Source organism: Ruegeria sp. AM2 (assembly GCF_056540685.1).
The window spans coordinates 450,568-475,675 of the sequence record NZ_JBQFXE010000002.1; the positions used below are offsets into that span (position 1 = coordinate 450,568).

Consider the following 25,108-nt stretch of genomic DNA (forward strand, 5'->3'; position numbering starts at 1 on the left):
CCCTCTGATGCCAGAGCGGGATCTGGCCTGTCTGCCGTAAACGTCGGTGTGATTTGGTCGGGCTAGCAGGACTCGAACCTGCGACCTTCCGTCCCCCAGACGGACGCGCTACCAGGCTGCGCCATAGCCCGACGTTGGAGTGTTCATAAAGACTTTCCCGGCAGGGGCAAGAGGAAATCATCGCCTTTTGACTTATCCCACCGACCGGGTTTCGATTCGATTCAGAACCGCACGCAGGTCGCGGGCGACGGGTGCAATCCGGCGCAGCAGATCGTCGTCAAAATCGGTCCTGCTCCAGGCTTGTGTTGCAATCCCACCCAGCAACGGGGCTTCGTCCAGATGCCCGGGTTCAGGCGAGCCGCCAGCGCCCGCCGGACCCTCGGCATGTTTGGCCGCTTTCGGTTTCGCAGGCGTCGGCTCATCCAGGTTCAGATCAATCTGACGCGCGGTTTGTGGGGATGCAGGTTGGGCCGAGAAGGGAACGACCACTGCATCGTCCGTCGGCGGGTCAATCGCTTCGTCCAATGGCGGTGACAACGAGGCGACATAGGCCACCCCTTTTTCGCGCAGAATGCGTTGAACGCCTTTGATCGTTGTTCCGTCTTCGTGCAGCAGTCTTTTGATGCCGCCCAAAAGGCGCATGTCGGTCGGCCGATAGTACCGCCGACCGCCCGCGCGTTTGACGGGTTTGACCTGATTGAAGCGACTTTCCCAAAACCGCAGAACATGTGCCTGAACGCCAAGCCAATCCGCAACCTCACTGATTGTGCGAAAGGCGTCTGGGGATTTGCTCATAATCCTGCCGTCCTGATTTTATTTACGGTTCCCTGCAGCGACGCGATCCTTCATCAGGTGCGACGGGCGAAAGGTCAGAACGCGGCGGGGCTGAATAGGCACTTCCTCACCGGTTTTGGGATTGCGCCCGATCCGAGCGGTCTTGTCTCGAACACTGAATGTTCCGAAAGATGAAATCTTAACCTGTTCGCCACGCACCAATGCGTCAGACATATGGTTCAGCACGCTTTCAACCAGCTGCGCGCTTTCGTTGCGTGAAAGGCCAACCTCACGAAAGACGGCCTCGCTCAGATCCATTCGGGTCAGTGTTTTGTCGCCCATGCCAATTCCCCTGTTGCTGTCAAAGCATAGGGGCAGGGCAAATTCGCTGTCAATATCAATGAATTGCGCGTGGGTGTGTAAGCTGATTTGCGCTTGCTACCACCGCAGGAGGACTGACCCCCAAGCCAATCCACCGCCGATTGCTTCGGTCACCAACAGATCGCCCTTTTTGAACTGGCCCCGCTGTTTGGCAATGGACATGGCCAAGGGAATCGAAGCGGCCGAAGTGTTGCCATGGTCCTGAAGGGTTACGACCACATGATCCATAGGCACGCCCAGCTTCTTGGCCGTGCCCTGAATGATACGGATATTGGCCTGATGTGGTACAATCCAGTCTACATCTTCGTGCTTTAGCCCGACTTTTTGCAGGCAGGTTTCAGCAGTAGAAGTCAGACGCTCGACCGCTTGACGGAACAACTGATTGCCTTTCATTCGAAGAAACCCGGTGGTCTGGGTCGAAACGCCTCCATCGACATACAGCAAATCCTTGTACCGCCCGTCCGAGTTCAGGTCGGTTGCCAGGATACCGCGATCATCCGACGATCCTTCGCCTTCTTGCCGCTCCAGAATCAGTGCCCCTGCGCCATCGCCGAACAGCACGCAGGTGGACCGGTCGGTCCAATCCATGATTCGCGAAAACGTCTCGGCCCCGATCACCAGTACGCGCTTGGTCTGATCGGACAGGATCAGCGCGTTTGCGTTGGTAAGCGCGTAGACGAATCCGGCGCAGACGGCCTGAACGTCAAAGGCAAAACCCTTGGTCATACCCAGGCGCGACTGCACCATGGTCGCGGCGGAGGGGAACGTGAGGTCGGCAGTTGAGGTGGCCAGAATGATGGCGTCGATATCATCCGCCGTTAACCCTGCATCGGCCAATGCGGCCTGAGCGGCATTGGTGGCCATATCTGACGTGGTTTCACCTTCGGCGGCAAAATGGCGACGCTCAATCCCGGATCGGGTCTTGATCCACTCATCCGATGTGTCGAGCGTCTTTTCAAACTCTGCATTCGGAACGATGCGCTCCGGCAAATAATGTCCGACACCAACTACAACTGAACGGCCTGCCATTTTAGGGTACTGCCTTTTTTGTTATTCTCCCGCCGTCGGCGGTGCATGCGCGGCATCTTGTGCAAGCTCGGCTGTTGATGCAACCCGTGCGGCCAATTTTTCGGCGAAACCGGATTGCGCCAGCGTAAAGGCCAGTTTGACCGCCGCCGAAACACCCGTCGAATCCGCGCCGCCATGTGATTTGACGACGGTTCCGTTCAGGCCCAGGAAAACCCCGCCATTCACACGGCGCGGATCGATCCGCTTTTTCAGGCGGTTCAACGACGTGATCGCAAGGATCGACGCCAGCCGAGACAGAGGTGAATATTTGAACGCCTCGCGCAGCAGGTCGCCGATCAGGCTGGCGGTGCCTTCGCCGGTCTTAATTGCAACGTTGCCGGTAAACCCATCGGTTACAATGACATCTGCTTTGTCGCCGGGGATATCGCTGCCCTCGACAAAGCCCACAAAGTCAAAGCTTGCCTGATCTGCGAATTCGGAAATCAGCGTATGCGCTTCCTTGAGTTCGGCGCGCCCTTTGTGTTCTTCGGTGCCTACGTTCAACAATCCGATCCGGGGACGCTCTAAGGCCATGCCGTTGCGGGCATAGGATGCGCCCATCAGCGCGTATTGCAGCAGGTCTTTGGCATCGGCGCGCACATCTGCGCCAACATCCAGCATCACATTGAAGCCCTGCGGGTTGCGCGATGGCCACAGAATCGCAATAGCCGGGCGGTTCACACCCGGCAGCTTGCGCAGACGCATCATCGACAAAGCCATAAGCGCGCCGGTGTTACCGCAGGAAACGGCGCCATGAGCTTCGCCCGCGCGCACCGATTCCAGCGTCGACCACATCGAGGTCTGCTTGCCGTGGCGCACAACCTGGCTGGGCTTGTCCTCCATCGTGACCACGTCGGGGCAATCACGAAAAACGACGCGCCCGTTCAGGACACGCCGTTTGGCGACAAGTTTGCGCAACATCTCTTCAGGCCCGTGCAGGACAAACCCGATATCGGGGTTTTTGTCCGCCGATTTGGCAATGCCCGCCACAACAGCTGCGGGCCCCGAATCTCCGCCCATAGCGTCAACCGAGATGGTGATCCGTCCGGCTTGCGAGGGCTGTTCCGTCATGCCTTTGCCTGCGCTTCGAAACGCTTAGGCCGCGTCTTCGTCCAGGTCGATTTCGTCGGCCTGAGCAACGACTTCACGGTCGTCATAATGGCCGCAGGCCGCGCAGACGTGGTGCGGGCGCTTCAGCTCACCGCAGTTTGCGCATTCGTTCGGGTTTGCAGCAACCAGAGCGTCGTGCGCGCGGCGGTTGTTGCGGCGCGACTTGGAAACTTTGTTCTGTTGGACAGCCATGGTCTCAACCTTTGTCTATTAAAGGGGCTGCAGATTCGCTGCAGACCGGGTTACATTCTTCGTTTTCTCGTGGTTTGACGCGCGTTTAGGCCACGAGCCCCGCAATGTCCAACCCAAATTCCGATGAGCGCGCGAAAATACTGCGATTCTCGACATGTTCAAGCGATTTTTCTGAGGGCGTGCTATGACAGGAAATCCGCCCCCTGTCACTCGTCTTTTTTCAGCGCGTCGCGCAGGCCAGCCAGCCCAGCGAATGGCTTTGCGTCCTCATCCGTCATCGCCTGTTTGCCTGGTTCGGTATAGTCCGCCTGTTCCAGTTCCGCCCCATCCTTGCGCGGGTATTGGGGCAGGGCGAGCGACAAGGCCTCGACCATCACTACGAACGGGTCAATCTCGGCACCGAGCGGTTCGGATTCGTCGCCTTCCGGAATCTCGAATTCCTCTTCGTCAGGATCGGTCCAATCAGACAGATAGGCCCTTGTTACCGGCACATCGATGCGGGTCGTCACCGGTTCCAGCGTCACCACGCAAGGCTGAATCACCGTTGCGCCTAATTTACCCGTCAGCACCCAGTCTCGTTTACCCTGCGCCTGCACGTCTCCGACAAAGCTGAGCTTTCTCAGGCCGAGCAGCGCCAGATCGTCCTTAATCGCGTCCAACGCCTTTGCGTCCGGGCGCAGTTCGAACGGTGTTGGCGCGTTCTGTGGCAGGTCGGCCACCCGCAAGGCTGTCTGGTTGCTCATTCGTGACCCTTTCCTGTGTTGAACCGGGGCAGCGGTTTGATGTAAGCGGATAGGGCCCGTAAGGGTCCAAGGCAAGAGGGTGTGAATGTTGATGGTTGGGAACAGGTTGATTTCGGCATCCAGGCCGCTTGTTTTTGCGGTTTGTTTGGCGGTTGCCGCTGCGTGCTCACCGGTATTCAAAAACCACGGCTATATCCCTCCGGCCGAAGAGCTGGCCGAAATCAAGGTCGGCGTGGATACGCGCGACAGTGTGATCGAGACCGTCGGCGCGCCCAGCTCGGCCGGAGTTGTCAGAGATTCGGGCTTTTATTACGTTCGCTCGCGAATCCGCCATTACGGCCCCAGAAAGCCCGAGGTTGTAGAGCGTGAGCTGTTGGCGATCAGTTTCGATCAGCGCGGCGTCGTTCGCAACATTGAACGATTTGGGCTGGAAGACGGCATCGTGATCCCGCTGGAACGGCGGGTCACGGAATCGAGCGTGCAGGACAACAACTTCCTGCGGCAGCTGCTGGGCAATATCGGCAACTTCAACCCAGCCAATATCCCAGGCGCGACAAACTAATATTTGTTCCGGAACTTGTTTTGGTCACAGGACGTTCACACGTTTTGTGGTACTGAACCCGTAGTATGAACCGGGTCAGCCATCGCGGAGGATGCGACCATGGCAATTTTGCTTGGCAAGGGCCGATACCGTGCGAAACAGGCGCAGTCGCCCGCTGACGTAGCGGCGGCGCAAAGGCTGCGCACGCTGGCCTTTGGCACCAAGCAGATGGATCAGGACGAATACGACAAGGCCTGTGACCACATTCTAGTCGAGGATACGCGCGCCGAGGGGCAATTGGTCTGCTGTTTCCGCATGCTCACGATGGAGTGCGGGGCTGACATTGGGCGCAGTTATTCGGCGCAGTTCTACGATTTGTCCACACTCAACGATTTCGACGGGCGCATGGTCGAGATGGGCCGCTTTTGCATCCATCCGGACTGGAGTGATCCCGACATTCTGCGGGTCGCCTGGGGTGCGATGACCGGGTTTGTCGATCAGAATGACGTTCAGATGCTGTTCGGATGCTCTTCGTTTGCAGGAACTGAGACGGGAGAATACCTGGATGCGTTCGCCATGCTGAAGCACCGTCATCTGGGGCCGAAACGCTGGCTGCCTCGGGTCAAAGCGCCCGATGTGTTCCGATTTGCCGCCCGGCTGCGGCGGCGACCGGACGTGAAGAAAGCGATGCTGCGGATGCCGCCTTTGCTGCGCACATATCTGATGATGGGCGGTTGGGTCAGCGATCATGCGGTGGTGGATCGTCAGATGAACACGCTGCACGTCTTTACGGGGCTTGAGATTGGGGCGATTCCCCCAGCCCGCAAACGTGCGCTGCGGGCAGTCGCCGGGTAATCGCCGTTGACGCCCTGCGCCCGCCGGTTTAGCTGGCGGGCATGGCGAGAATTCCTTTGTTGCAGATGTCCGGCATTTCCCTGACTTTCGGGGGCGATCCGGTGTTTTCCGACCTTGATCTGGTGGTTCAGCCGGGCGACCGCGTTGCGCTGGTGGGGCGAAACGGGTCCGGCAAGTCGACCCTGATGAAAGTGATGGCGGGGCTTGTCGAGGCCGATCAGGGCGACATTGTCATCCCGCCTGGCAAATCCGTTGGGTACATGGAGCAGGACCCGGGGATGGAAGGTTTTGCAACTCTAGGCGACTATGCGTCCAGTGGCTTGGAGCCGGGGGAATTGTACAAGGTCGAACGTGCCGGAGAGGGGCTGAAGTTTGATCCCTCGCGCCCGGTTGAAACGGCCTCGGGCGGGGAAAGGCGGCGCGCGGCACTGGCCAAGCTGATGGCCGAAGCACCAGATTTGATGCTGCTGGACGAGCCGACCAACCATCTTGATATCGAGGCGATTGCGTGGCTCGAACGTGAGCTTGGTGCAACCCGAACGGCCTACGTCCTCATCTCGCACGACAGGGCCTTTTTGCGCGCCCTGACTCGCGCAACCCTGTGGATCGACCGTGGCGCTGTACGGCGGCAAGAACAGGGCTTTGACGCGTTCGAGGCATGGCGCGACAAAGTTTGGGATGAAGAGGACCAGCAGCGTCACAAGCTGAACCGGCTGATAAAATCCGAGGCCAAATGGGCGGTTGAAGGCATCAGCGCCCGCCGCAAACGCAATCAGGGCCGGGTCCGGGCCTTGCAAGCGCTGCGGGTCGAGAAGGCGGCGCAGATCAAACGGCAGGGCTCGGCCGCAATGACATTGGAGGCAGGGCCAAAATCCGGGCGCAAGGTGATTGAAGCAAAGGGCCTATCCAAGTCCTTTGGCGATCAACGGATCGTCCGCAACTTTGACCTTCTGGTTCAGCGCGGTGATCGGGTGGCGTTTGTCGGACCAAACGGGGTCGGCAAGACAACACTGCTAAAAATGTTGCTGGGTCAGGAGCAGCCGGATGAGGGTTCGGTCTCGCTTGGCACCAATCTCGAAATCGCGGTGTTCGACCAAACCCGCGCGCAGTTGGACCCCGAGATGACCCTTTGGGACAGCCTGACCGGTGACCCCGAGATGCGGGTTTCAGGTAAGGCCGATCAGGTGATGGTCGGCGGACAGCCGAAGCATGTTGTCGGGTATCTCAAGGAATTTCTGTTTGATGAGCGGCAAGCAAGAGCGGCCGTTAAGTCCTTGTCGGGTGGCGAAAAAGCCCGATTGTTGCTGGCTAAACTGATGGCGAAGTCATCCAACCTGCTGGTGCTGGACGAACCGACGAACGACCTGGATGTCGAGACGCTGGACCTGTTGCAGGAGCTGTTGGATGACTATGACGGCACGGTCCTATTGGTCAGCCACGACCGGGACTTTTTGGATCGCGTTGCCACCACGACTATCGCCATGGAGGGCATTGGCCGCGCGACCGTCTATGCTGGTGGCTGGTCCGACTACATCGCGCAACGTGGTGATGTGTTTGAGAAGAAGGTCGAAAAAACAAAGGTATCCAAGCCGAAGGTAAAGCAAGAGGCGCAGCCGAAATCCGGGCTCTCGTTCTCAGAGAAACACCGGCTGGAGAAACTGCCATCCGAAATCGCGCGCCTTGAAGCAGAGATTGGGAAGCTTGAGGAACTGATGTCCGATCCGGAGCTATTCACGCGCGAGCCGGTGAAATTTCAGAAAGCCACCGAGGCTTTGGTAGAGCGGCAAGAAAAGCTCTCGGCTGCGGAAGAAGAATGGCTGACGTTGGAAGAAAAGGCTGAGGGCGCCTAGTTAGCCGTTTCCGATAGGCTTCGCCGGATTCCCGACCACGGTTTCCCCGGCAGAAACATCCTTGGTCACGACACTTCCCGCACCAATGATGGCGTCATCTCGGACAGTGACACCGGGCATGATGATCGCGCCGCCGCCAACCCAGACGTTCCGGCCAATGATCACAGGCAGAGCGATTTCCAACCCCTGCGCCCGTTCAGCGGGGTCTTTTGCATGCTGGGCGCAGTAGATCTGAACGTTCGGGCCAAACATCGTATCGTCTCCGACGTATACTGGTGCGGTGTCCAGTACCACGCAGCCTGCGTTGAAAAAGACGCGATGGCCGAGGTGGATATTGATGCCATAGGCGCAGTGAAATGGGGCCTCGAGGAAACAATCGTCACCGGTTGAACCGAAAAGGGTTTCAAGTTCCGGGGCCAGCGCCCCTCGGGCATCCGGATGACAGGTGTTGTGCGCATGAACAGCCCGGCGCGCCGTGGTGCGCAGGGCCTCAAGCTCATCATCCAGACAGCAATACCACTGCCCGGCTTCCATCTTGTCCCGTTCCGTCATGCAAGATGCTTAACGCATCCGCAGCGCACCGTCGATGCGAATGACCTCTCCGTTCAGGTAACCCATTTCGACGATGAACCCGGCCAGCCGTCCATATTCGCGCGGATCCCCCAGGCGGGTCGGGTTAGGCACGTCGGCGGCGAGTTGCTGCTGCACCTCTTCGGGCAACCCAGCCAACATCGGGGTCATGAAAATGCCCGGCGCGATGGTCATGACGCGAATACCGGTCGAGGCCAGATCGCGGGCCATTGGCAGGGTCATTCCAACCACGCCGCCCTTTGAGGCCGCATAAGCGGATTGACCCTTTTGCCCGTCAAACGCGGCGATCGAGGCCGTGTTGATGATCACACCGCGCGCGCCGTCGGTTTCAGGCTCATTGCGCGCCATCTCGGCAGCCGCAAGGCGCGAGACGTTGAAGGTGCCGACCAGATTGATGTCAATCGTGCGCTGGAATGCGTCCAGAGGGTGGGGGCCTTCCTTGCCGACCGTTTTGATGCCGTAAGCAATGCCCGCGCAGTTCACGGTTGCAGTAATCTTGCCCATTTTTTCCATGGCCAGTGTGATGGCGGCGGCGACCGAGTCCTCGTCCGTTACATCGGTTTGCGCAAAGTGACCGCCGATTTCGGCGGCGACCTGCGGTCCGCGTTCGGCGTCCCGGTCCAAAATGGTGACCTGCGCGCCTTGATCCGCGAAGTATCGCGCGGTCGCTTCACCCAGGCCCGACGCGCCGCCGGTGATGACTGCGGCTGTGGTGGAGAGTTTCATTGTTGGCGCCTCCGGCAATATGAACACTTGTTCATTTAATCTGATCGCCGCTTGCCTGTCTAGCCCGTCAAAGAGTCAATCCAAACGGCTGCGCTGCTGCATCGGCGTAATCCCATATGTGGCGCGGTACACTCGCGAGAAATGCCCGGCGCTTTCAAAGCCGCAGGCAAATGCGACTTCGGTGACGGAAGATTCTGTTTGCAATAGCAGGTTGCGCGCCCGCTCCAGCCGGAGTTCCATGAAGTATTTTTTGGGCGACGTGTTCAGGAACTTACCGAACAACCGTTCCAATTGGCGGGTGGAGATGCCGATCTCTTCTGCGATGAGCGAGGGCGATATCGGGCTTTGGATATTGTCGGTCATCATGTGGATGGCCTTGGCCAAATGCGCGTTCCGCATGCCGTTTCTGGATTGCAACGAGACGCGCTGATCAGCCGTGGCATTGCGCACCGCGTTGTAGACCATCTGATCGGCGACAGCGACTGAAAGGTCATGACCATGATCCCGCTCAATCAAATGCAGCATCAGATCCGCGGTTGCCGTACCGCCCGAGGCCGTCATGTGCTTTTCGTCGGCCACGAAGACGCTGCGGACGAGATTTGTTTCGGGGAAGGCCTCCATGAACGCGTCGTGATATTCCCAATGGATCGCGGCTTGCATTTCGTCCAGAAACCCGGCTTGAGCAAGAACCCACGCCCCGGAACACAGCGCCCCGATCAACGTTCCACGCGCCCGTTCGCGGCGCAATGCGGCCAGCAAAGGGCGCGAGACATGATTGCGCATGTGGATACCGGACAAAACAAACAAATGATCGCATTTTGGCAATGCGTCGAGGCCGCCGTGGACAAGGGTCACCGATCCATTCGAACACACGGCCTGTGCGCCGTCTTCCGAGGCAAATGACCAGCGGTACAGATCTTCACCGCTGACCAGATTGGCAATACGCAGCGGCTCGACCGCGCAGGAAAACGCCAGGTGAGAGAACTCCTCGACCAGAATGAAGGAAAAGTGCTGGGTCTGGCTCATACTGCTGGTCCGTGCATTGGGGCAAATCCCCCGGATCGATAGACTAGCGTATGCTGCACGAAAACTAATTGTATACAAGATGTATTTTTATCGTGTAGCAAGGCGTAACCACAGATTCGTGAGGGCAGAAATGAGGGATGGGGGTGGAACTCCGAAAGAGGAACTGGCCGAACATCTGAAGATGTCGGTTCTGACCTTGCACCTGAGACCAGGTGAGGACCTGGACGAGGCGCAGTTGTCCGAGGCTTTCGGGCTGTCGCGCACCCCCTTACGTGAGGTGTTTCGCCAACTTGCGGGCGAGGGGTATCTGGACCTGCGTACCCATCGCGGGGCACGCGTCTCTGAGATGTCGCACACGACGCTGCGCGATTTCTTCTTGGTTGCGCCGATGGTCTATGGCGCGGTTCTGCGTCTGGCGGCCGCAAATGCAACGTCGGGGCAGGTCGATCAACTGAAGGAAGCACAACGAGCCTTTTGCGAGGCATTGCGTACAGGGTCCGCCGAGGACCGAACACTGGCCAACACCCGTTTTCATGCGGTGACTGGTGAGATGGCGGGGAACGTCTATTTGTCGCCGTCTTTCAATCGGTTGCTGATCGATCACGCGCGGATCGGGATGACGTTCTATCGCCCAAAAACCGCAGAGATGACCGAGAACCTGTCCGAAGCCAGCCGCCAGCACGACGCCATCATCGCCGCCATCGAGGCGGGCGATGAGGCGGCTGCTGCGCAGCTTGCCGACGACCACTGGACCTTGTCTCGGGACCAGATCGAACTTTTTGTGATGCCGCCGTCCTTGGACCTGCCTTTGGGGCAAGCACCGGGCACGAAATCCACATGAGGACCCAATGAACCCGATTTTCAGATTTGAGGGGATCTATACCCCGGTCATCACGCCTTACAGCGCCGATGGCAGTGTGAATTGGGACGCACTGGCAAAGGTGATCGCATACCTGATCGAGAATGGGGTGCACGGGCTGATTTCCGGTGGTTCGACCGGTGAGAACTATGCGCAGACCGTTGAGGAACGTCTCGCACTGGCGCGCTTTACGCACGAGCAACTGAAAGGCCGTTTGCCCTTGGTCGTGGGGACGGGCGCGATGCTGACGGTGGATTCGATTGCGCTGGCCACAGGCGCGCGCAAGATCGGCGCGGATGCAATCTTGCTGGCCAGTCCGCCTTATGCGGTGCCGACTGACCGCGAGAATGCGTTGAATGCGTTGGCGATCGACAAGGCCGCTGATCTGCCGGTGATGTTGTACAACTATCCGCACCGCACCGGAACGATGATGGGAGAGGAGTTCCTTGACCGTGTCGGTCGCAGCCGGAATTTCTGCGGCATCAAGGAAAGCTCGGGCGATATCAATCGGGTGCATCTTCTGGCGCGGGATTACCCGCACATTCAAATGGGCTGCGGCATGGATGACCAAGCGCTGGAGTTTTTCGCGTGGGGCGCGCCGTTTTGGGTCTGCGGCGGATCGAACTTTCTGCCTGCTGAGCATGTAGCCCTGTATCAGGCCTGCGTGGTCGAAGGGGATTTTGCCAAGGGCCGCCGGATCATGTCGGCCATGATGCCATTGATGCGGGTGCTGGAACAGGGCGGCAAGTTCATCCAGACGATCAAGCATGGGGTAAACATGAACGGGATTGATGCAGGGGGGATGCGGCCACCGTTGAAAGGTCTCAATAAAGATGACAAGCGCGCGCTGGAACAGGTGACGCGGGTGCTGAAAAAGACAATCGCTGACATCGTGGCGGAAGGGTAAGGCAATGGAACTGCTGACACAGGACGAATACACATCCATCGCCGCAGGGCTGGACCTGCCTACTGGGGCCTTCATCGACGGCGGCTATCGCCCTGCGATCTCGGGTCGGACGTTCGAAACGGTAAACCCTGCAACTGGTGAGAAACTGGCAGATATCGCCGCCTGCGGCGCGGCGGATGTGGACTTTGCTGTCGAAAAGGCGCGCGAGGCATTTGATGACGGCCGGTGGTCGAAGCTTCACCCATCCGAGCGCAAGGACGTGCTGATCCGACTGTGCAAGCTGATGACGCGCAACGCCCACGAGTTGGCGGTGATCGAGAGCATCGACAGCGGCAAAACCATCTATGACTGCGAAACGGTGGACGTGCCTGAGACGATCCATTGCCTCAAATGGCACGCCGAGGCGATTGACAAGATTTATGATCAGGTCTCGCCTGCCAGCGACGATCACATCGCCATGGTGGTGCGTGAGCCGATTGGTGTGGTGGGTCTGGTGTTGCCTTGGAACTTCCCCTTGCTGATGCTGGCCTGGAAGATCGGGCCTGCCTTGGCGGCGGGTTGTTCGGTGGTGGTGAAACCGGCAGAGGAAACCACGCTGACAGCGCTGCGGCTGGCCGAACTGGCAATGGAGGCCGGTGTGCCGCGCGGTGTCCTGAATATTGTTCCGGGCGGCGGGGCCGAAGTGGGTGAACCCATTGGTCGGCATATGGATATCGACATGGTGTCCTTCACCGGCTCGACCGCCACGGGCAAGCGTTTCCTGTCCTATTCGGCGGAAAGCAACGCCAAAGAAGTGGTGCTTGAGATGGGCGGCAAGAACCCCGCCATCGTGATGGACGATGCCGAAAACCTCGACCGTGTGGCCGCACATATCGTCAATGGTGCCTTCTGGAACATGGGTGAGAATTGCTCGGCCACATCCCGGCTGATCGTGCACAAGGACGTGAAAGCGGACCTGCTGGAACGCATTGCTCATCACGCCAAGCAGTGGAATGTCGGTGATCCTCTGGACCCCGAAACCCGCTTGGGTGCATTGGTCAGCGACGGGCATTTCAACAAAGTTTGCGGGTATCTGGAACAGGCGGAGAACGTCGTGTTTGGCGGCAACGCCAAGAACGGGTTTGTCGAGGCCACGGTTGTCGAAGTCCCCAGCAACGATGCGACGCTGGCGCGGGAAGAGATCTTTGGGCCCGTCCTTTCGGTGATCGAAGTCACGGGGTTCGATGAGGCGATAAAAATCGCCAATGACACTGATTATGGCCTCTGTGCTTCGATCTTCACTGCCAACGCGAAACGAGCCATTCGCGGTGCTCGGGCGATCCGCGCAGGTACTGTGACGGTTAATAGCTTTGGCGAAGGCGACATCACCACGCCGTTCGGCGGCTACAAGCAATCGGGCTTTGGCGGACGGGACAATTCCATGCACGCACATGATCAGTACACCCAGCTCAAGACGATCTGGATTGATTTGGCCGATGACTCGGACGAGGCCGTGGATTGAGCACCTACGCGGCGAGGTCCCTGCCGGTCCATCGTGGACCTGCTGCGTGGAGCGCTATTCTGGGCGCTCAGCCCCCGGCACAAGAATTGGACGATAACGTCACCGCCGACTTTACAATCGTTGGTGCCGGATTCGCCGGATTGTCCGCGGCCAGGCGCTTGGTCCAATTGCAACCCGGAGCCAAAATTATTGTTCTGGATGCCGGGCGAGTAGCGGAAGGTGCCGCCGGACGAAACTCAGGCTTTATGATCGACCTCCCTCATGATCTCGCATCGGACGATTATGCGGGTGGGGGCGATGACCGGGCAATGATCGCTCTGAATCGGCAGGCCATTGCATTCGCGCATGAGGCGGTGGAGCAATACCAAATCGATCCGAACTATTTCGATCAAACGGGCAAGGTGAACGGCGCGGCCAGCGCAACGGGGCAAGCGCACAACGAAAGCTATGCGCAGCACCTAAGCAGCCTGGGCGAACCCAGCGAAGTGCTCGACCCGCAGCAGATGCGCGAGCTGACCGGTTCGGGCCACTATCAATCAGGCCTCTACACACCAGGAACGGTCATGTTGCAACCGGCAGGGTATGTGCGCGGGCTGGCGGCAGGGCTTGTCGGCGAAGGCGTGGCGTTGTTCGAGAACTCTGCCGTGACCGGGTTTTCGAAACAAAGCGGCACTTGGCGAGTGGCGACCGAACGCGGCTCTGTCGATACCGGAGCGGTAATCCTGACGGTCAACGGGCATCTTGAAAGTTTCGGGATTGAGACCGATCGCCTTATGCAATTGTTCTTGTTTGCCGCCATGACACCGGAATTGGATGCTGATCAGCTGAAACGCTTAGCCGGGCAGTCGCGTTGGGGCGTTACGCCGTCTGATCCGATGGGCACCACGATGCGCCGGATTGATACCGGGCAGGGCGGCAATCGGATCATTACTCGCACTTGCGCGGCATTGCGACCGGGAATGGTGGCCAAGTCTCGCGATTTGGCGCGGGCGTCTGGGGTGATGCAGCGCAAGTTCGACCGGCGTTTTCCGCAATTGGCGGGCTTGGAAATGGAATACCGTTGGGCTGGCCATTTGTGCCTGAGCCTCAATGGTGTTGCGGTCGCGCGCGAGATTGAATCGGGTGTCTATTCGGGGTGCGTTCAGAACGGGTTGGGGACAGCGCGCGGGACACTGACGGGAATTGCGGCGGCAGAACGGGCGTGTGGGCATAGTTCCGAAATCACCCGCCACTTTGACGGTGAAAACGCTCCGAAACGCTTGCCGCCGCAGCCCTTCCGCGAGATCGGTGCAAATGCGGTCCTGCGTTGGAAGGAATGGCGCGCCCGAGAAGAGTGAGCGGCCGCGCCGTTCCTCAATAGCTCTGGTTCAACTCATCCGCAGCTGGGATTTCCCGCTCGCGACGGGCGATATAGTCCAGCAGCGCTTCGTTCTTGGCTTCATCCAGTTTCGGTTCCTGATACTCGGCCAGCAGCGTGCGCGCGCGGTTCAGGGCCCGTTCAGTGATCTCAACCTCGCCTTCAGCCACCCATTGCTCGATCGAGTTGTTGTCAAACATCTCTGGCATGAAGAAGGCGCGTTGGAAGTTGTCCTGCGTGTGCGGATGGCCAAGGTAGTGACCACCGGGGCCGATATCCGGAACGGCCGCGACCGCCTGATCGAAGTCATCCCACTTGGGACCTTCGGCCATGCGATAGGCCATCGCGCATTGTTCGGCATCAACGATGAACTTGGCGACTGAACAGTGCATCCCGGCCTCATTCCACCCCGCCGAATGCCAGATATAGTTGGCACCGGCATGGATCACCGCCTGCAAGGTCGTTGCGGATTCGTACCCGGCCTGAGCGTCAAAGGTCTTGGCTCCGCCCAAGGTGTTCGAGGTGCGCCACGGCACGTCGTAGTGCCGCGCCATCTGACCGATCATGAAGTTCATCAGGCTGATCTCGGGCGTACCAGCCATCGGTGCGCCGGATTTCATCGAAACAGTCGACAGGTAGTGGCCGTAGATCGCTGGTGCGCCTTTGCGAATGACCTGCGTATAGGCCAACGCGCTCAGGGCCTCGGCGTTCAGCTGAGCCACCGTGGCTGGAACCGAAGCGGGCGTGTTCGCTCCGCCCAGCACGAAGGGCGAGCACAACACCGGTTGGTTGCGCCGACAGAAAGCCCGCATCGCCCCAAGCATGGTTTCGTCCCAAACCAGCGGCGAATTACCGTTGCAGTTTCCGGTGGTTACAGGGTGGTCCTCAAGGTAATCGTCGCCGAACAGGATTGCACACATGTCCAAGACATCTTCGGCGTTCTTGGGCGAAGTGGTCATACCCATGAACGTCTTGTCCGAATACTTCATCGACGAATAGGTGATCCGCAAATGGCGCTGGCTAATGGGGTGGTCATAAGGTTCCACGATATGGTGGGCCGAGGAATGCAGGGCGGGCATCATATGGCTGAGCTTGTGGAACATCGCCAGATCATCCAGCGTCGGGTTGCGGCGCACATCGTCCAGATCTCGCAGGAAAGGCGCGCCGGTCATCGGCACAAAGATCGAATGCCGCCCGCCGAGGCGCACGTTCTTTTTCGGATCGCGCGCGTGGTAGGTAAAGTCGCTGGGAATGGTTGAAATCAGCTCTCGCACCAACCCGCGATCCAGATAGACCAATTCACCGATGACCTTTGCACCCACCTTCTTCCAGTCATCCAGCGCGATGGGGTCGCGGAACTGAACGCCCACATTCTCGAGGATGTCCATCGAGGCCGCATCAATGCGCTCAACTTGTGCGCCGTCCATAACTTCGCACAAGGGAATGCCTCGGGTCAGGCCCGGCAACATGTCGAAATTCGGGGCGGTGCGCAGGGCGCGGCGGGCATGGCGTCCCCCGGCGCGGGTCGCGGTTGCGGTTCTTGGCATTGTCGGCCTCCTTCCCCGTAAGTCTGGCCGAGGAGCGGGCACTGGCACATGCAGGAATGCGAAATACTGGCGCGAAATGCGACGCGATGGGGCGTGGGAAACGGCTCTCGTTTGGGTCGCTGTTTCGTGAATGAACAACCTGACGGATCGCGGTGTTTGACTGTCAGGAGGTACCGATATGGTTATGTTAACGAATGTGAAGCGCGGGCTGGGTGCGCTGGTGACGGCTCCTTTGTTGGGGGTGATGATGACGGGTGGCGCTGCAGCCGCTCCGGAAACATGTGATCGGCGCACGGCGCGGGATCTGATGAGAGCCGGAGATTATGCAGGCTTGTGTGATTGTACTCAGGTGACCCCGAGCTTTTTGCAAAGGCTGCAACGTGGGTCGAATTTTGAGGCCGTTCTGGGTGTGACTGGTGAGCAGTGCCCTGGCCTTGCGGCTCTGCTTTCGGATTTTGCGACCGCGAGCGGTGCGCCTGTGGCGGCGTTCCGCGGCGAAGACCGTAGTTCTGATGGCAACGAAACCGGTGGTGATGCACCCGGGGGGGCGCCCGCAGGACAGCAAGCTGGCGCGCCTGGAGGTGAACCCGATGGTGGACCAGACGGCGGTGAACCCGATGGTGGACCTGATGGTGGACCAGAAGGCGGCGATCCAGGTGGTGAGCCCGGTGGGGACACTGGCGGCAAACCCGGTGGAAATGCCGATGAAGCGGCAGAAGGCGCAGACCGAGCCGCAGAAGCCCGTGCCAGAGCGGACGCAGCAAGGGAAAAAGCCAATGCCAAAGTTGCCGAGGCCCGTGCCCGAGCCGAAGCTGCGCGGTCAGGATCAGGGTCCAATTCCAAAGGCAAAAAGAACTGAGGCCAAAGTCGGTTGTTAAGGCATTACTGGAACGAGTTTGACATGACCCTTGGGTCGGTCAAATCGTCCAGACGATCTGACCGCCGAGCGATAATTCTCAGAAACGAGAACGGCCACCTACACGAAGGTGGCCGTTTTCTTTATGGTTCTGTTGCGGGATTACCCCAGTTGCACCAGCGCATGCCGTTTTTTGCCTGCGCTCAGTTTGATCGGCGAAGACAGCGCACCCGCGTCGACCATAAGCCCGGCATCGGTCAATGGGGCGTCGTCCAACTTGGCCCCGTTTTCGGCGATCAGGCGCTTGGCCTCTTTGCCGGATTTGGCGAGGCCGGTTTTGACAATCAGCTGAACGATGGAAATCGGCAACTCATCTGCCGTCAGTGTCAAGGTGGGTAGGTCGCCACCAATGCCACCTTTTTCGAACACTTCCCGCGCGGTGGCTTCCGCAGTCGCGGCGGCTTCGGCCCCATGCAGCAGGGTTGTGACCTCGTTTGCCAATAGGATTTTGGCCTCATTGATCTCGGACCCCGCCAATGCAGCCAAACGGTCGCATTCGTCGACCGGAAGCTCGGTGAAGATTTTCAGGAACCGTCCAACGTCTGCATCGGTTGTGTTGCGCCAGAACTGCCAGAACTCATAGGGCGAAAGCATGTCGCCGTTCAGCCAAACTGCGCCACCCTGTGATTTGCCCATTTTGCGACCATCGCTGGTGGTCAGCAGCGGCGTGGTCAGGCCGTAAATTTCATGGTCCAGCACGCGACGAGTCAAGTCGATCCCGTTGACGATGTTGCCCCACTGGTCCGAGCCTCCCATCTGCAGTACGCAGTCGTAACGCCGGTTCAGCTCAAGGAAGTCATAGGCCTGCAGGATCATGTAGTTGAATTCGAGAAAGCTCAGCGATTGCTCGCGATCCAGCCGGGATTTCACGGATTCAAACGACAGCATTCGGTTGACCGAAAAATGCCGACCAATGTCGCGCAGGAAATCGAGGTAATTCAGGCTGTCGAGCCACTCGGCATTGTTCAGCATGAGCGCGCCGGTCTGGCTGTCGTCATAGGACAGGTATTTGGCGAAGACCTTCTGCATCCCGGCGATATTGGCGTCGATCTGTTCGGGGCCCAGCAGGGGGCGTTCATCCGACCGGAACGAGGGGTCGCCCACCTTGGTCGTGCCGCCGCCCATCAGGGTGATGGGTTTGTGCCCAGTCTTCTGAAGCCAACGCAGCACCATGATATTCATCAGGTGGCCCACATGCAGTGACTGCGCCGTCGCGTCATAACCGATATAAGCCGTCTGCACCCCACTGATCAGCGCCTCATCAAGGCCCTGATAATCGGTGCAGTCGGCAAGAAAGCCGCGCTCGATCATCGTGGCGATGAAATCCGATTTGGGGTGGTAGGTCATGTCGTGCCCTTTGGGTTTATGTTGCGGGGCACTGTATAGGGGGCGGTTTCACCGAGGAAAAGACGCCATTTTCGTCTGCGGGCGTTTCTGAGTGTCAGCCGGAGTTGCTGCGCGTTGATTCCGGGGTGCCGGGCAGTCGGAATGCGACAAACATCGCAGCAATATTCAAAGCCGCAAGGATGAATATCGGGGTAACAGGATCGTGCAGATGCGCCAATGCTCCCAAAGCTGCAGCAAAGGCGATCCCCACCACCCCGGCGGTTACGTCACCAAGGGCTACAAGGTAGGGGCGTTCCTTTTCCTTGGTCATTTCGATGGCATAAAGATAGCGGCCATAAATCACGCCATTGCCGCCCAAGGACAATAGAAGGATCACAAAGGCATAGAGCCAAACGTTTTGGGCCAGGCCCATCAGCGTAAAGCTCAGTGCAAAGACCGCTGAGGCCGCCGAAATCAGGCAGCCCAACCACATCACGGGTTTGACGGATATCCGACCGCTCAGCCATCCCCATATCAACGAACCAAGCACCATTCCTGCGCTCGCGGCGATCACGAAATAGCTGAGCGAGTGCTTTGTTCCCACGTGGTATGTGGCCGCGTGAATCGTATAGAACGGCATGGCGAGTTCGACCGAGATAAAGACCAGTCGGGCAAACAGAAACTTGCGATACCACGTGTAGGCCATGCCGGTGCGAAAACCCGTTTTCAGCTCGGCCAGCGGCTTTGGTTTTTTGACAGGCTTGGGTGGGGCAGACAATTCATCTTCGAGAATTCGCACTCCGGCGAAACTGATCCCTGCGGCGAACATGGCCACAACGCCGCACCACATGACCACGATATGCCGCTGCATCGGCTGGTCCGAAGCTAACAGGTCGCGTGTCACCCAAACAACTGCGATGGCCAGCATGCCCGAGATGGTGGCCTGCGCAAATACCATCCGGTTGCGTTTGGAATCCGGCACTGACGCGCCGTAGATCTGACTGGTTCCAAGGCTGGTTATGCCCTGGCAGAGGCCCATCACGATGGCCGTTGTCAGAAACAGCAACACCACAAGAAGTTGCGGTAGTTCTGTGGCGAACAGCGCAACCACGGCCAGAATGGCAGCGGTCAGGATATTGGGAATATAGACGGCCAGTTTGGCGCGGGTCGCGCGATTGACAAAGGGTGAGACAAATATTTCGGCGATCAGCCGCGCCGCTGTCACGAAGGGCAACAATAATCCGGCAATAAACGTGGGGGCACCCAATGCGAGATACAAAAAGGGCAGCACTAAGCGGGGATTGACAAGTTGGCCTCCGATCGTCGCCAGAGCACCGGACCAAAAAATAAGCTGATAGTTGCGCGCATCGGTCGGTTCTTGGGTTTTCTCGAGCGCCTGTTTCTTGTTGTCAGCGGTCATGCACACAAACGCCTTTTTGATTTCCATTGTCCGGATCGGGGGCTTCGGACGGTCCTGTCTGCACCAGATGTTTGCGCAGATATCGTTTCACCGCAACGGTTCAGCGACCGCTGTTGGCCCATTTATTGGCCGGTGTGGCGGCGCGATACACGTGACTGTTTGATGAGGCTTGCTTTGCGGCGGCGATTGCGGGCAGGGTGTTCGCGTTGCACCACAGGGTTGAATCGCGGGCTGAGGTCACAGCCGCTTGGGGTGCGTCGAGCAGGGGATACAGGCGTGAAACGCACCTTGAAAAACGCAAAAGCTGTACGGGCTTTGGGGACCATGTCCGGAACATCTCTGGATGGTGTGGACGCGGCTGTGGTCGAGACGGACGGTCGCGCAATATTTGGGTTTGGAAAGACGCGCTATCGCGCGTATTCCGCAGCCGAACGCGTCACGCTGCGCAGCGCATTGGGACACTGGCGGGGAGATCAGGTCGAACAGGCAGCAGAGTTGGTGACACTTGCCCATGCCGAAGTTCTGTCGAGCTTTGAAGATGTTGATCTGATCGGGTTTCACGGTCAGACGCTTGCGCATGATCCGAGGGGTCAGGGGACCTTGCAAGTTGGCGACGGGCTTGGGCTTTCGCAGGCGTTGGGCCTGCCGGTGGTCTGGGATTTTCGCAGTGACGACGTCGCACTGGGTGGCGAGGGTGCGCCGCTTGCGCCATTCTTTCATTTTGCTTGCGCCAAGTGGATTGGGGCCGCAGAGCCGCTTTGCTTTCTGAACCTTGGGGGCGTCGGGAACCTGACATACGTCGATCCCAGCTTTGATGGGCCAGAGGTTGAGGGGGCCGTTCTGGCCTTTGATACTGGTCCGGCAAATGCACCCGTTGACGATTTGATGCAGGCGCGACTTGGGCTGCCAATGGACAAAGATGGTGCTCTGGCCCGTGAAGGTACGGTGGAAACCGGCGCGTTGGAGCTGTTTCTGGCTGAGCCCTTTTTTGCTCGGATGCCCCCGAAGTCTTTGGATCGCAATGATTTTGCGGAAATGATCGGGCTGGTCAAAGAACTGAGCGACCCGGATGCGGTCGCGACACTGACTGCAATGTGCGCAGCTGGCGTTTTGCAGGGCATGGAGCATTGTCCCAAGCAACCCGCGCGCGTGCTGGTCACCGGCGGTGGGCGTCGCAACCCGGTGCTTATGGAGATGCTACGTGTCTCGCTGGATTGCCCGGTGGAACCGGTTGAGGCCGTCGGTCTGGATGGGGACATGCTCGAAGCGCAGGCCTTTGCCTATCTCGCCGTGCGGGTCGCGCGGGGTATGCCGACGTCCTGTCCCGGCACAACCGGTGTTCGGGCTCTGGTGGGTGGCGGAATTGTTTCAACCCCGACGCGTGGTGCTGTGGCCAGCGGGTAGGGGGCTCTGCCCCCGTCGCCATGGGCGACTCCCCCGGGATATTTTTGGCCAGATGAAGGGCGGATCCTAGGAATTGAGGCTTTGGGCGTACTCGACGGAGAACTCGGAATAGCCTTGGGATGTGGATTTCAGATGCGCGCGGGTCCAGTGGTGAAGCGTTGGAAGCTGGTGAAACGGTACGTTCGGGAAGGCGTGGTGTTCCGCGTGGTAGGGCATATTCCAGGCCAGAAATCGGATCATACGATTGGTGAAGGTTGTGCGGGAATTCTCAAGCATGTTGGCAACGGGCGGGCATAGCCCATGTTCTGCCAAAAGGTAGAGGCGTAAGGATGGTTGTCCGAGGATGACGGGTAGCAGCCAGGCCCAAAACAGCACTGGTGAGAAGAACAGGCTTGCTGCGCAGACAGTGTAAAGCGCGAGTAGGGCCAGCGCCTCGAGTTGCATGCTGCGGTGCTGGCGCGGAGGAAGGTAGGGGGCTTCGAAGTTGCCGCATGCGTTTTTGACCAGAACCGCTGCCATCCCGGACCAGTAAGGCCAACCGCTGAGGTAGATCAGGAGGCTTACCCAATTGTCCGGTCTGGGCTTGCCGCCCAACTCGGGGTCATTGTCTGGGTGGTTGGTCCATTTGTGATGAGCCATGTGGAAGTAGCGAAACCACGTAAAGGGAAGCGCGATTGGTATGGATACAAGATGCCCTACGATGTCGTTCAACCAACCGCTGCGAAACGGCGTTTTGTGGGTGCATTCGTGGCTGAGGGTGAACAGAAAGACCAACAGGACCCCTTGGGGTAATATCAGCGCAGGCCAGAGCGGGATTTGCAGAACGATGCAGGTCGTGCAGATGCCGAGGCCGAGAAGGTAGTAAGACAAGTTCCGCAGACCTGCGCGATCCGACCGTCGCTGCAATCGGTCTTTCACGTCCGGAGGGAGAGAGGAGACAAGCGCGCGGTGGTCCATATTACCTCTGCGGAATGTCAAAACCGGGCTGTGCAAGTTCAAAGCCCGCGAATTCGAATCCCGGTGAGACAGTGCAACTGACCAGTGTGTAGTCGCCCGTTGATTTGGCGGCTTGCCAGTGACCCTTGGGCACTATGTGTTGCGGTGCGCCTTTGGTCAGATCAGGGGTCAGGAGATAATCGCTTGCCGGGCCCTCGTCATGTGCGCTGATCGACAAAACAAGGGGTGCTCCGGCGTGATAGAGCCAAATCTCGGTCGCGTCGACGCGATGCCAATGACTGCGCTCATCGGCTTGCAGCAGGAAGTAGATGCAGGTGCCCGTGGCGCGGCCTGCGTTATCGGCGCGCCAGGTTTCGCGGAACCAGCCGCCTTCGGGGTGGCGTTGCAGGCCCAGATGGTCGATGATTTCTTGTGCGGTCATTTTGCCCTCATGTCTCGGGGTCAATTATGCATGCGCTCGTATGATCCGCTATGGTATTCGTGCACGGGCACCATATGTTTGCCACATGACCCTGACGATCCCTTTTGACAACAGCTATGCCCGCCTTCCCAACAGCTTTTATGCGCGGCAGGCGCCTGTGCCTGTGCGGTCGCCGCAGCTGATTGCATTCAACACCGATCTCGCGCGTGTATTGCGCGTGACCCCGGGCGACGTGCGCGAGATGGCGGATGCGTTTGCCGGAAACGCTTTGCCCAAAGGGGCCGAGCCAATTGCACAGCTCTATTCAGGGCATCAGTTCGGCACGTATAACCCTCAACTGGGTGACGGCCGCGCGGTCCTGTTGGGTGAGACAGTCGGCATGGATGGCGTTCGCCGCGATATCCAATTGAAAGGGTCAGGGCCAACTCCGTTTTCGCGGCAGGGTGACGGGCGGGCTTGGTTGGGGCCGGTTCTGCGCGAATACGTTGTGTCCGAGGCGATGCATGCGCTGGGCATCCCGACCACACGCGCATTGGCGGCAGTCGAAACCGGTGAAGTCGTTTTGCGCGAAGGCCCGATGCCGGGGGCGGTCTTGACACGCGTCGCGCAAAGCCATCTGCGTGTCGGCACGTTTCAGGTGTTTGCCGCGCGCGGACAATTGGACAGCCTGCGCCGTCTGACGGAGTATGCCATTCAGCGCCACTACCCCGAAGCGGTTGGACCGATGGGCCTGTTGCGCGCGGTTGTTGAGGCGCAATCCAAGCTGATTGCGGCCTGGATGGGCGTTGGCTTTATCCACGGTGTGATGAACACCGACAATTGCTCTATCGCGGGTGAAACGATCGATTATGGACCTTGCGCGTTTATGGACAGCTATCACCCGAATACAGTGTACAGCTCGATTGATCGCATGGGGCGTTATGCCTATGCCAACCAGCCTGAGATTGCTGTGTGGAACATTGCCCAATTGGCCACAGCTCTGATTCAGCAGATGGAGGATAAGGACGAAGCCGTTGCTGAGGCCACCGAGATTGTGCACGCCATGCCCGATCTGTTGCAGCAGAACTGGTTAAGCACCTTTCGGGCCAAGGTGGGTCTGGCGACTGCTGAGGACGGTGATCTGGACTTGATTTCGGATCTCCTGACGCGAATGGCGCAGAACCAGGCGGATTTCACGAACACCTTCCGGGCGCTGGGCGGCGATCAGGCGCGGGACCAGTTCACCGACCCTGAGGCCTTTGACCAATGGGCCAAAGGTTGGCAGTCACGGCTGGAACGCGAAGCCGATCCGTCATCTATTATGGCGGCGGCCAACCCGGCGTTCATCCCCCGCAACCATCGGATCGAACAGATGATTCAGGCGGCGGTTCAGGGCGACTATGCGTCGTTTGATCGGCTGAATTCGGTGCTGGCGAAGCCATACGAAGACCAGCCTGATGCGGTTGACCTCATGCGCCCTCCTGCCGAGAACGAAGTGGTTCACGCGACCTTTTGTGGGACCTGATCGCTTGGGCTATTTCCGAATGATCTCCAGCACGGCCGCGCTGACGATCAGGATTGCGCCGAACAACTCGCGCAGGCCAAATGGTTCACCTGACAGGGCGGCGGCGGACGCAAGCCCGACGACCACTTCGCTCATCAGCAGCAAACCAACGCGTCCAGGCGACAGCAAAGTGGCTGGCCAGATCGTCATGTAGATCATCGGTAGTGTGTAGAGCGCCGACAAAAGGACGAGTTGCAAAACCCGGACCTGATCACCCGGTGCGATTGACGGCAGAGCTGACCCGCCAAGAAACAGAAGGCTGAACAGCGACAGGATCAGTGCCCCGGAGACGAAGGCGAAGACTTGCCCGGATACAGATATGCTGCTGGTTTTATACAGGCCCAGCGTGCCAAGCGCCCAGCACATGCCCGAGGCCAGGGCCAGCCAGTCTCCGACGTTCTGGGGCCAAGGGACAAAACCCGTGTCGCCGAGAACAACCAATAACCCTCCGAGCCCGCAAGCCAACCCTGCGCACCGCTGCCAGCTTAGGCGCTCGCCCAGAAAGATCACGCCCAAGACCGTGCCCCAGATCGGAGTGAGATAGAACAGAAGGATCGAACGCACGACTTCGGTGTAAACAAGGCTGATCGAATACAGGCTGAACGCCGCACCGGTGAACATGCCACTGAACAACAGGTTTCTCCAGTGTCGCGTCAGGGCATGGCGTTCTCGCCAGATCAGCGGGACCAACGCAACCAGTGCAACGCTGTACATGGCCAGCCCGGGCCAAGGGCCTGTCAGACCGATGTCGAGAAAGAACCGGACGGGAATCCAATACAGGCCCCACATCATGCCACCAACAATCAGCGTCAGGCTTGCAACTGTGGTTCTGTCGGCATGGGCTTCGTTCAATGCCATGGGGTCTCCGAAAACTGCCCAGATCGCGGCGCTTGATGTCAATGGAATCGGTCCGCCCGGGGTGTGTGTTTTGCGGAAACTGAACCTGTAAAGGCCGCCGATCAAGTAGAACCTTCTTTGTCGGTGAACCCCGCCTGAGATCGCACAATACCCGAGCAAACTGTGGCAAAACGATAGAATCCTGAGATTTGTTCCGTGCCGCCTTGTCCAAGGGGTTGCAGCCGCGGTTCTGCAT

General features: G+C 58.9%; 25 protein-coding genes and 1 tRNA gene. 10 read left to right on the forward strand and 16 right to left on the reverse strand.

What is annotated here, in order from left to right; genetic code table 11:
* Positions 1–54: 54 nt before the first annotated feature.
* The 7 genes from ACR0CR_RS07795 to ACR0CR_RS07825 all read right to left on the reverse strand — a co-directional run bounded on the left by ACR0CR_RS07795 (position 55) and on the right by ACR0CR_RS07825 (position 4,268).
* Positions 55–131: transfer RNA gene (locus ACR0CR_RS07795), tRNA-Pro, on the reverse strand.
* Between the two features lie 61 nt (positions 132–192).
* Positions 193–795 (reverse strand): MerR family transcriptional regulator, encoded by a 603-nt coding sequence (locus ACR0CR_RS07800; protein ID WP_480598016.1) that lies wholly within the window; start codon positions 793–795, stop codon positions 193–195.
* A gap of 18 nt (positions 796–813) precedes the next feature.
* Entirely contained in the window at positions 814–1,116 is a 303-nt protein-coding gene (ihfA, locus tag ACR0CR_RS07805) for an integration host factor subunit alpha (RefSeq protein WP_008755922.1), read from the reverse strand.
* A 96-nt stretch (positions 1,117–1,212) separates the two neighbouring features.
* Positions 1,213–2,184 carry a beta-ketoacyl-ACP synthase III gene (locus ACR0CR_RS07810; protein WP_480598017.1) on the reverse strand — a complete coding sequence of 324 codons (972 nt, stop codon included), beginning with the start codon at positions 2,182–2,184 and terminating at the stop codon, positions 1,213–1,215.
* A 21-nt stretch (positions 2,185–2,205) separates the two neighbouring features.
* Positions 2,206–3,294, reverse strand: coding sequence for a phosphate acyltransferase PlsX (gene plsX, locus ACR0CR_RS07815; RefSeq protein WP_480598018.1), 1,089 nt, complete (start codon positions 3,292–3,294; stop codon positions 2,206–2,208).
* A gap of 24 nt (positions 3,295–3,318) precedes the next feature.
* Positions 3,319–3,525 carry a 50S ribosomal protein L32 gene (gene rpmF / locus ACR0CR_RS07820; RefSeq protein ID WP_092361763.1) on the reverse strand — a complete coding sequence of 69 codons (207 nt, stop codon included), beginning with the start codon at positions 3,523–3,525 and terminating at the stop codon, positions 3,319–3,321.
* Positions 3,526–3,731: 206 nt separating this feature from the next.
* Positions 3,732–4,268: a YceD family protein gene (locus tag ACR0CR_RS07825; RefSeq protein WP_480598019.1), complete on the reverse strand. Its 537-nt coding sequence runs from the start codon at positions 4,266–4,268 to the stop codon at positions 3,732–3,734.
* An 85-nt stretch (positions 4,269–4,353) separates the two neighbouring features.
* Here ACR0CR_RS07825 and ACR0CR_RS07830 point away from each other — a divergent pair, with 85 nt between their 5' ends.
* From ACR0CR_RS07830 to ACR0CR_RS07840, 3 genes are all read left to right on the forward strand, one after another.
* The gene (locus ACR0CR_RS07830) at positions 4,354–4,830 is read left to right on the forward strand and encodes an outer membrane protein assembly factor BamE (RefSeq protein WP_480598020.1); all 477 of its coding nucleotides are present in this window, start codon (positions 4,354–4,356) and stop codon (positions 4,828–4,830) included.
* A 99-nt stretch (positions 4,831–4,929) separates the two neighbouring features.
* Positions 4,930–5,664, forward strand: coding sequence for a GNAT family N-acetyltransferase (locus ACR0CR_RS07835; RefSeq protein WP_480598021.1), 735 nt, complete (start codon positions 4,930–4,932; stop codon positions 5,662–5,664).
* Between the two features lie 41 nt (positions 5,665–5,705).
* Positions 5,706–7,514 (forward strand): ABC-F family ATP-binding cassette domain-containing protein, encoded by a 1,809-nt coding sequence (locus ACR0CR_RS07840; RefSeq protein ID WP_480598023.1) that lies wholly within the window; start codon positions 5,706–5,708, stop codon positions 7,512–7,514.
* Here the strand turns inward: ACR0CR_RS07840 and ACR0CR_RS07845 are convergent, their stop codons facing one another.
* From ACR0CR_RS07845 to ACR0CR_RS07855, 3 genes are all read right to left on the reverse strand, one after another.
* Complete coding sequence (locus ACR0CR_RS07845; protein ID WP_480598024.1) at positions 7,515–8,066, reverse strand: sugar O-acetyltransferase; 552 nt, start codon at positions 8,064–8,066, stop codon at positions 7,515–7,517.
* A gap of 9 nt (positions 8,067–8,075) precedes the next feature.
* Complete coding sequence (locus ACR0CR_RS07850; RefSeq protein ID WP_480598026.1) at positions 8,076–8,831, reverse strand: 3-hydroxyacyl-CoA dehydrogenase; 756 nt, start codon at positions 8,829–8,831, stop codon at positions 8,076–8,078.
* 75 nt (positions 8,832–8,906) lie between these two features.
* Positions 8,907–9,857 carry a GlxA family transcriptional regulator gene (locus ACR0CR_RS07855; protein WP_480598028.1) on the reverse strand — a complete coding sequence of 317 codons (951 nt, stop codon included), beginning with the start codon at positions 9,855–9,857 and terminating at the stop codon, positions 8,907–8,909.
* 130 nt (positions 9,858–9,987) lie between these two features.
* Here ACR0CR_RS07855 and ACR0CR_RS07860 point away from each other — a divergent pair, with 130 nt between their 5' ends.
* The 4 genes from ACR0CR_RS07860 to ACR0CR_RS07875 are packed head-to-tail and all read left to right on the forward strand — an operon-like array spanning position 9,988 to position 14,461.
* Complete coding sequence (locus ACR0CR_RS07860; protein WP_480598029.1) at positions 9,988–10,698, forward strand: GntR family transcriptional regulator; 711 nt, start codon at positions 9,988–9,990, stop codon at positions 10,696–10,698.
* Positions 10,699–10,705: 7 nt separating this feature from the next.
* Positions 10,706–11,623, forward strand: a complete 918-nt coding sequence (locus ACR0CR_RS07865) for a dihydrodipicolinate synthase family protein (protein WP_480598030.1) — start codon at positions 10,706–10,708, stop codon at positions 11,621–11,623.
* A 4-nt stretch (positions 11,624–11,627) separates the two neighbouring features.
* Positions 11,628–13,124, forward strand: coding sequence for an aldehyde dehydrogenase (locus ACR0CR_RS07870; RefSeq protein WP_480598031.1), 1,497 nt, complete (start codon positions 11,628–11,630; stop codon positions 13,122–13,124).
* Positions 13,121–14,461, forward strand: a complete 1,341-nt coding sequence (locus tag ACR0CR_RS07875; RefSeq protein ID WP_480598032.1) for an NAD(P)/FAD-dependent oxidoreductase — start codon at positions 13,121–13,123, stop codon at positions 14,459–14,461. Before ACR0CR_RS07870 ends, ACR0CR_RS07875 begins: the two co-directional genes overlap by 4 nt.
* A gap of 16 nt (positions 14,462–14,477) precedes the next feature.
* Here the strand turns inward: ACR0CR_RS07875 and ACR0CR_RS07880 are convergent, their stop codons facing one another.
* Positions 14,478–16,028 (reverse strand): trimethylamine methyltransferase family protein, encoded by a 1,551-nt coding sequence (locus ACR0CR_RS07880; protein ID WP_480598033.1) that lies wholly within the window; start codon positions 16,026–16,028, stop codon positions 14,478–14,480.
* Positions 16,029–16,206: 178 nt separating this feature from the next.
* Here ACR0CR_RS07880 and ACR0CR_RS07885 point away from each other — a divergent pair, with 178 nt between their 5' ends.
* Positions 16,207–16,887, forward strand: coding sequence for a hypothetical protein (locus ACR0CR_RS07885; RefSeq protein ID WP_480598034.1), 681 nt, complete (start codon positions 16,207–16,209; stop codon positions 16,885–16,887).
* 159 nt (positions 16,888–17,046) lie between these two features.
* On the opposite strand, the gene tyrS is transcribed toward ACR0CR_RS07885, so the two are convergent.
* Complete coding sequence (tyrS, locus tag ACR0CR_RS07890) at positions 17,047–18,291, reverse strand: tyrosine--tRNA ligase (protein WP_480598035.1); 1,245 nt, start codon at positions 18,289–18,291, stop codon at positions 17,047–17,049.
* A gap of 94 nt (positions 18,292–18,385) precedes the next feature.
* Entirely contained in the window at positions 18,386–19,690 is a 1,305-nt protein-coding gene (locus ACR0CR_RS07895; RefSeq protein WP_480598036.1) for an MFS transporter, read from the reverse strand.
* Between the two features lie 276 nt (positions 19,691–19,966).
* On the opposite strand from ACR0CR_RS07895, the gene ACR0CR_RS07900 reads away from it, so the two are divergent.
* Positions 19,967–21,094 (forward strand): anhydro-N-acetylmuramic acid kinase, encoded by a 1,128-nt coding sequence (locus ACR0CR_RS07900; RefSeq protein ID WP_480598037.1) that lies wholly within the window; start codon positions 19,967–19,969, stop codon positions 21,092–21,094.
* 66 nt (positions 21,095–21,160) lie between these two features.
* Here ACR0CR_RS07900 and ACR0CR_RS07905 read toward each other — a convergent pair whose 3' ends face one another.
* Complete coding sequence (locus ACR0CR_RS07905; protein WP_480598038.1) at positions 21,161–22,051, reverse strand: fatty acid desaturase; 891 nt, start codon at positions 22,049–22,051, stop codon at positions 21,161–21,163.
* A gap of 1 nt (position 22,052) precedes the next feature.
* On the reverse strand, positions 22,053–22,472 hold the full coding sequence (locus tag ACR0CR_RS07910; RefSeq protein ID WP_480598039.1) for a cupin domain-containing protein: 420 nt from the start codon (positions 22,470–22,472) through the stop codon (positions 22,053–22,055).
* An 85-nt stretch (positions 22,473–22,557) separates the two neighbouring features.
* On the opposite strand from ACR0CR_RS07910, the gene ACR0CR_RS07915 reads away from it, so the two are divergent.
* Positions 22,558–23,976: a protein adenylyltransferase SelO gene (locus tag ACR0CR_RS07915; protein ID WP_480598040.1), complete on the forward strand. Its 1,419-nt coding sequence runs from the start codon at positions 22,558–22,560 to the stop codon at positions 23,974–23,976.
* Between the two features lie 9 nt (positions 23,977–23,985).
* Here the strand turns inward: ACR0CR_RS07915 and ACR0CR_RS07920 are convergent, their stop codons facing one another.
* A complete protein-coding gene (locus ACR0CR_RS07920) occupies positions 23,986–24,873 on the reverse strand; it encodes a DMT family transporter (RefSeq protein ID WP_480598041.1) in 888 nt (295 codons plus the stop codon).
* Positions 24,874–25,108: the final 235 nt, after the last annotated feature.

What these genes read in the sequence shown, in the direction of transcription:
- ACR0CR_RS07800 (WP_480598016.1), bottom strand. Translation starts at nt 795, where the DNA reads ATGAGCAAATCCCCAGACGCCTTTCGCACAATCAGTGAGGTTGCGGAT.
- ihfA (WP_008755922.1), bottom strand. Translation starts at nt 1,116, where the DNA reads ATGGGCGACAAAACACTGACCCGAATGGATCTGAGCGAGGCCGTCTTT.
- ACR0CR_RS07810 (WP_480598017.1), bottom strand. Translation starts at nt 2,184, where the DNA reads ATGGCAGGCCGTTCAGTTGTAGTTGGTGTCGGACATTATTTGCCGGAG.
- plsX (WP_480598018.1), bottom strand. Translation starts at nt 3,294, where the DNA reads ATGACGGAACAGCCCTCGCAAGCCGGACGGATCACCATCTCGGTTGAC.
- rpmF (WP_092361763.1), bottom strand. Translation starts at nt 3,525, where the DNA reads ATGGCTGTCCAACAGAACAAAGTTTCCAAGTCGCGCCGCAACAACCGC.
- ACR0CR_RS07825 (WP_480598019.1), bottom strand. Translation starts at nt 4,268, where the DNA reads ATGAGCAACCAGACAGCCTTGCGGGTGGCCGACCTGCCACAGAACGCG.
- ACR0CR_RS07830 (WP_480598020.1), top strand. Translation starts at nt 4,354, where the DNA reads ATGTTGATGGTTGGGAACAGGTTGATTTCGGCATCCAGGCCGCTTGTT.
- ACR0CR_RS07835 (WP_480598021.1), top strand. Translation starts at nt 4,930, where the DNA reads ATGGCAATTTTGCTTGGCAAGGGCCGATACCGTGCGAAACAGGCGCAG.
- ACR0CR_RS07840 (WP_480598023.1), top strand. Translation starts at nt 5,706, where the DNA reads ATGGCGAGAATTCCTTTGTTGCAGATGTCCGGCATTTCCCTGACTTTC.
- ACR0CR_RS07845 (WP_480598024.1), bottom strand. Translation starts at nt 8,066, where the DNA reads ATGACGGAACGGGACAAGATGGAAGCCGGGCAGTGGTATTGCTGTCTG.
- ACR0CR_RS07850 (WP_480598026.1), bottom strand. Translation starts at nt 8,831, where the DNA reads ATGAAACTCTCCACCACAGCCGCAGTCATCACCGGCGGCGCGTCGGGC.
- ACR0CR_RS07855 (WP_480598028.1), bottom strand. Translation starts at nt 9,857, where the DNA reads ATGAGCCAGACCCAGCACTTTTCCTTCATTCTGGTCGAGGAGTTCTCT.
- ACR0CR_RS07860 (WP_480598029.1), top strand. Translation starts at nt 9,988, where the DNA reads ATGAGGGATGGGGGTGGAACTCCGAAAGAGGAACTGGCCGAACATCTG.
- ACR0CR_RS07865 (WP_480598030.1), top strand. Translation starts at nt 10,706, where the DNA reads ATGAACCCGATTTTCAGATTTGAGGGGATCTATACCCCGGTCATCACG.
- ACR0CR_RS07870 (WP_480598031.1), top strand. Translation starts at nt 11,628, where the DNA reads ATGGAACTGCTGACACAGGACGAATACACATCCATCGCCGCAGGGCTG.
- ACR0CR_RS07880 (WP_480598033.1), bottom strand. Translation starts at nt 16,028, where the DNA reads ATGCCAAGAACCGCAACCGCGACCCGCGCCGGGGGACGCCATGCCCGC.
- ACR0CR_RS07885 (WP_480598034.1), top strand. Translation starts at nt 16,207, where the DNA reads ATGGTTATGTTAACGAATGTGAAGCGCGGGCTGGGTGCGCTGGTGACG.
- tyrS (WP_480598035.1), bottom strand. Translation starts at nt 18,291, where the DNA reads ATGACCTACCACCCCAAATCGGATTTCATCGCCACGATGATCGAGCGC.
- ACR0CR_RS07895 (WP_480598036.1), bottom strand. Translation starts at nt 19,690, where the DNA reads ATGACCGCTGACAACAAGAAACAGGCGCTCGAGAAAACCCAAGAACCG.
- ACR0CR_RS07905 (WP_480598038.1), bottom strand. Translation starts at nt 22,051, where the DNA reads ATGGACCACCGCGCGCTTGTCTCCTCTCTCCCTCCGGACGTGAAAGAC.
- ACR0CR_RS07910 (WP_480598039.1), bottom strand. Translation starts at nt 22,472, where the DNA reads ATGACCGCACAAGAAATCATCGACCATCTGGGCCTGCAACGCCACCCC.
- ACR0CR_RS07915 (WP_480598040.1), top strand. Translation starts at nt 22,558, where the DNA reads ATGACCCTGACGATCCCTTTTGACAACAGCTATGCCCGCCTTCCCAAC.
- ACR0CR_RS07920 (WP_480598041.1), bottom strand. Translation starts at nt 24,873, where the DNA reads ATGGCATTGAACGAAGCCCATGCCGACAGAACCACAGTTGCAAGCCTG.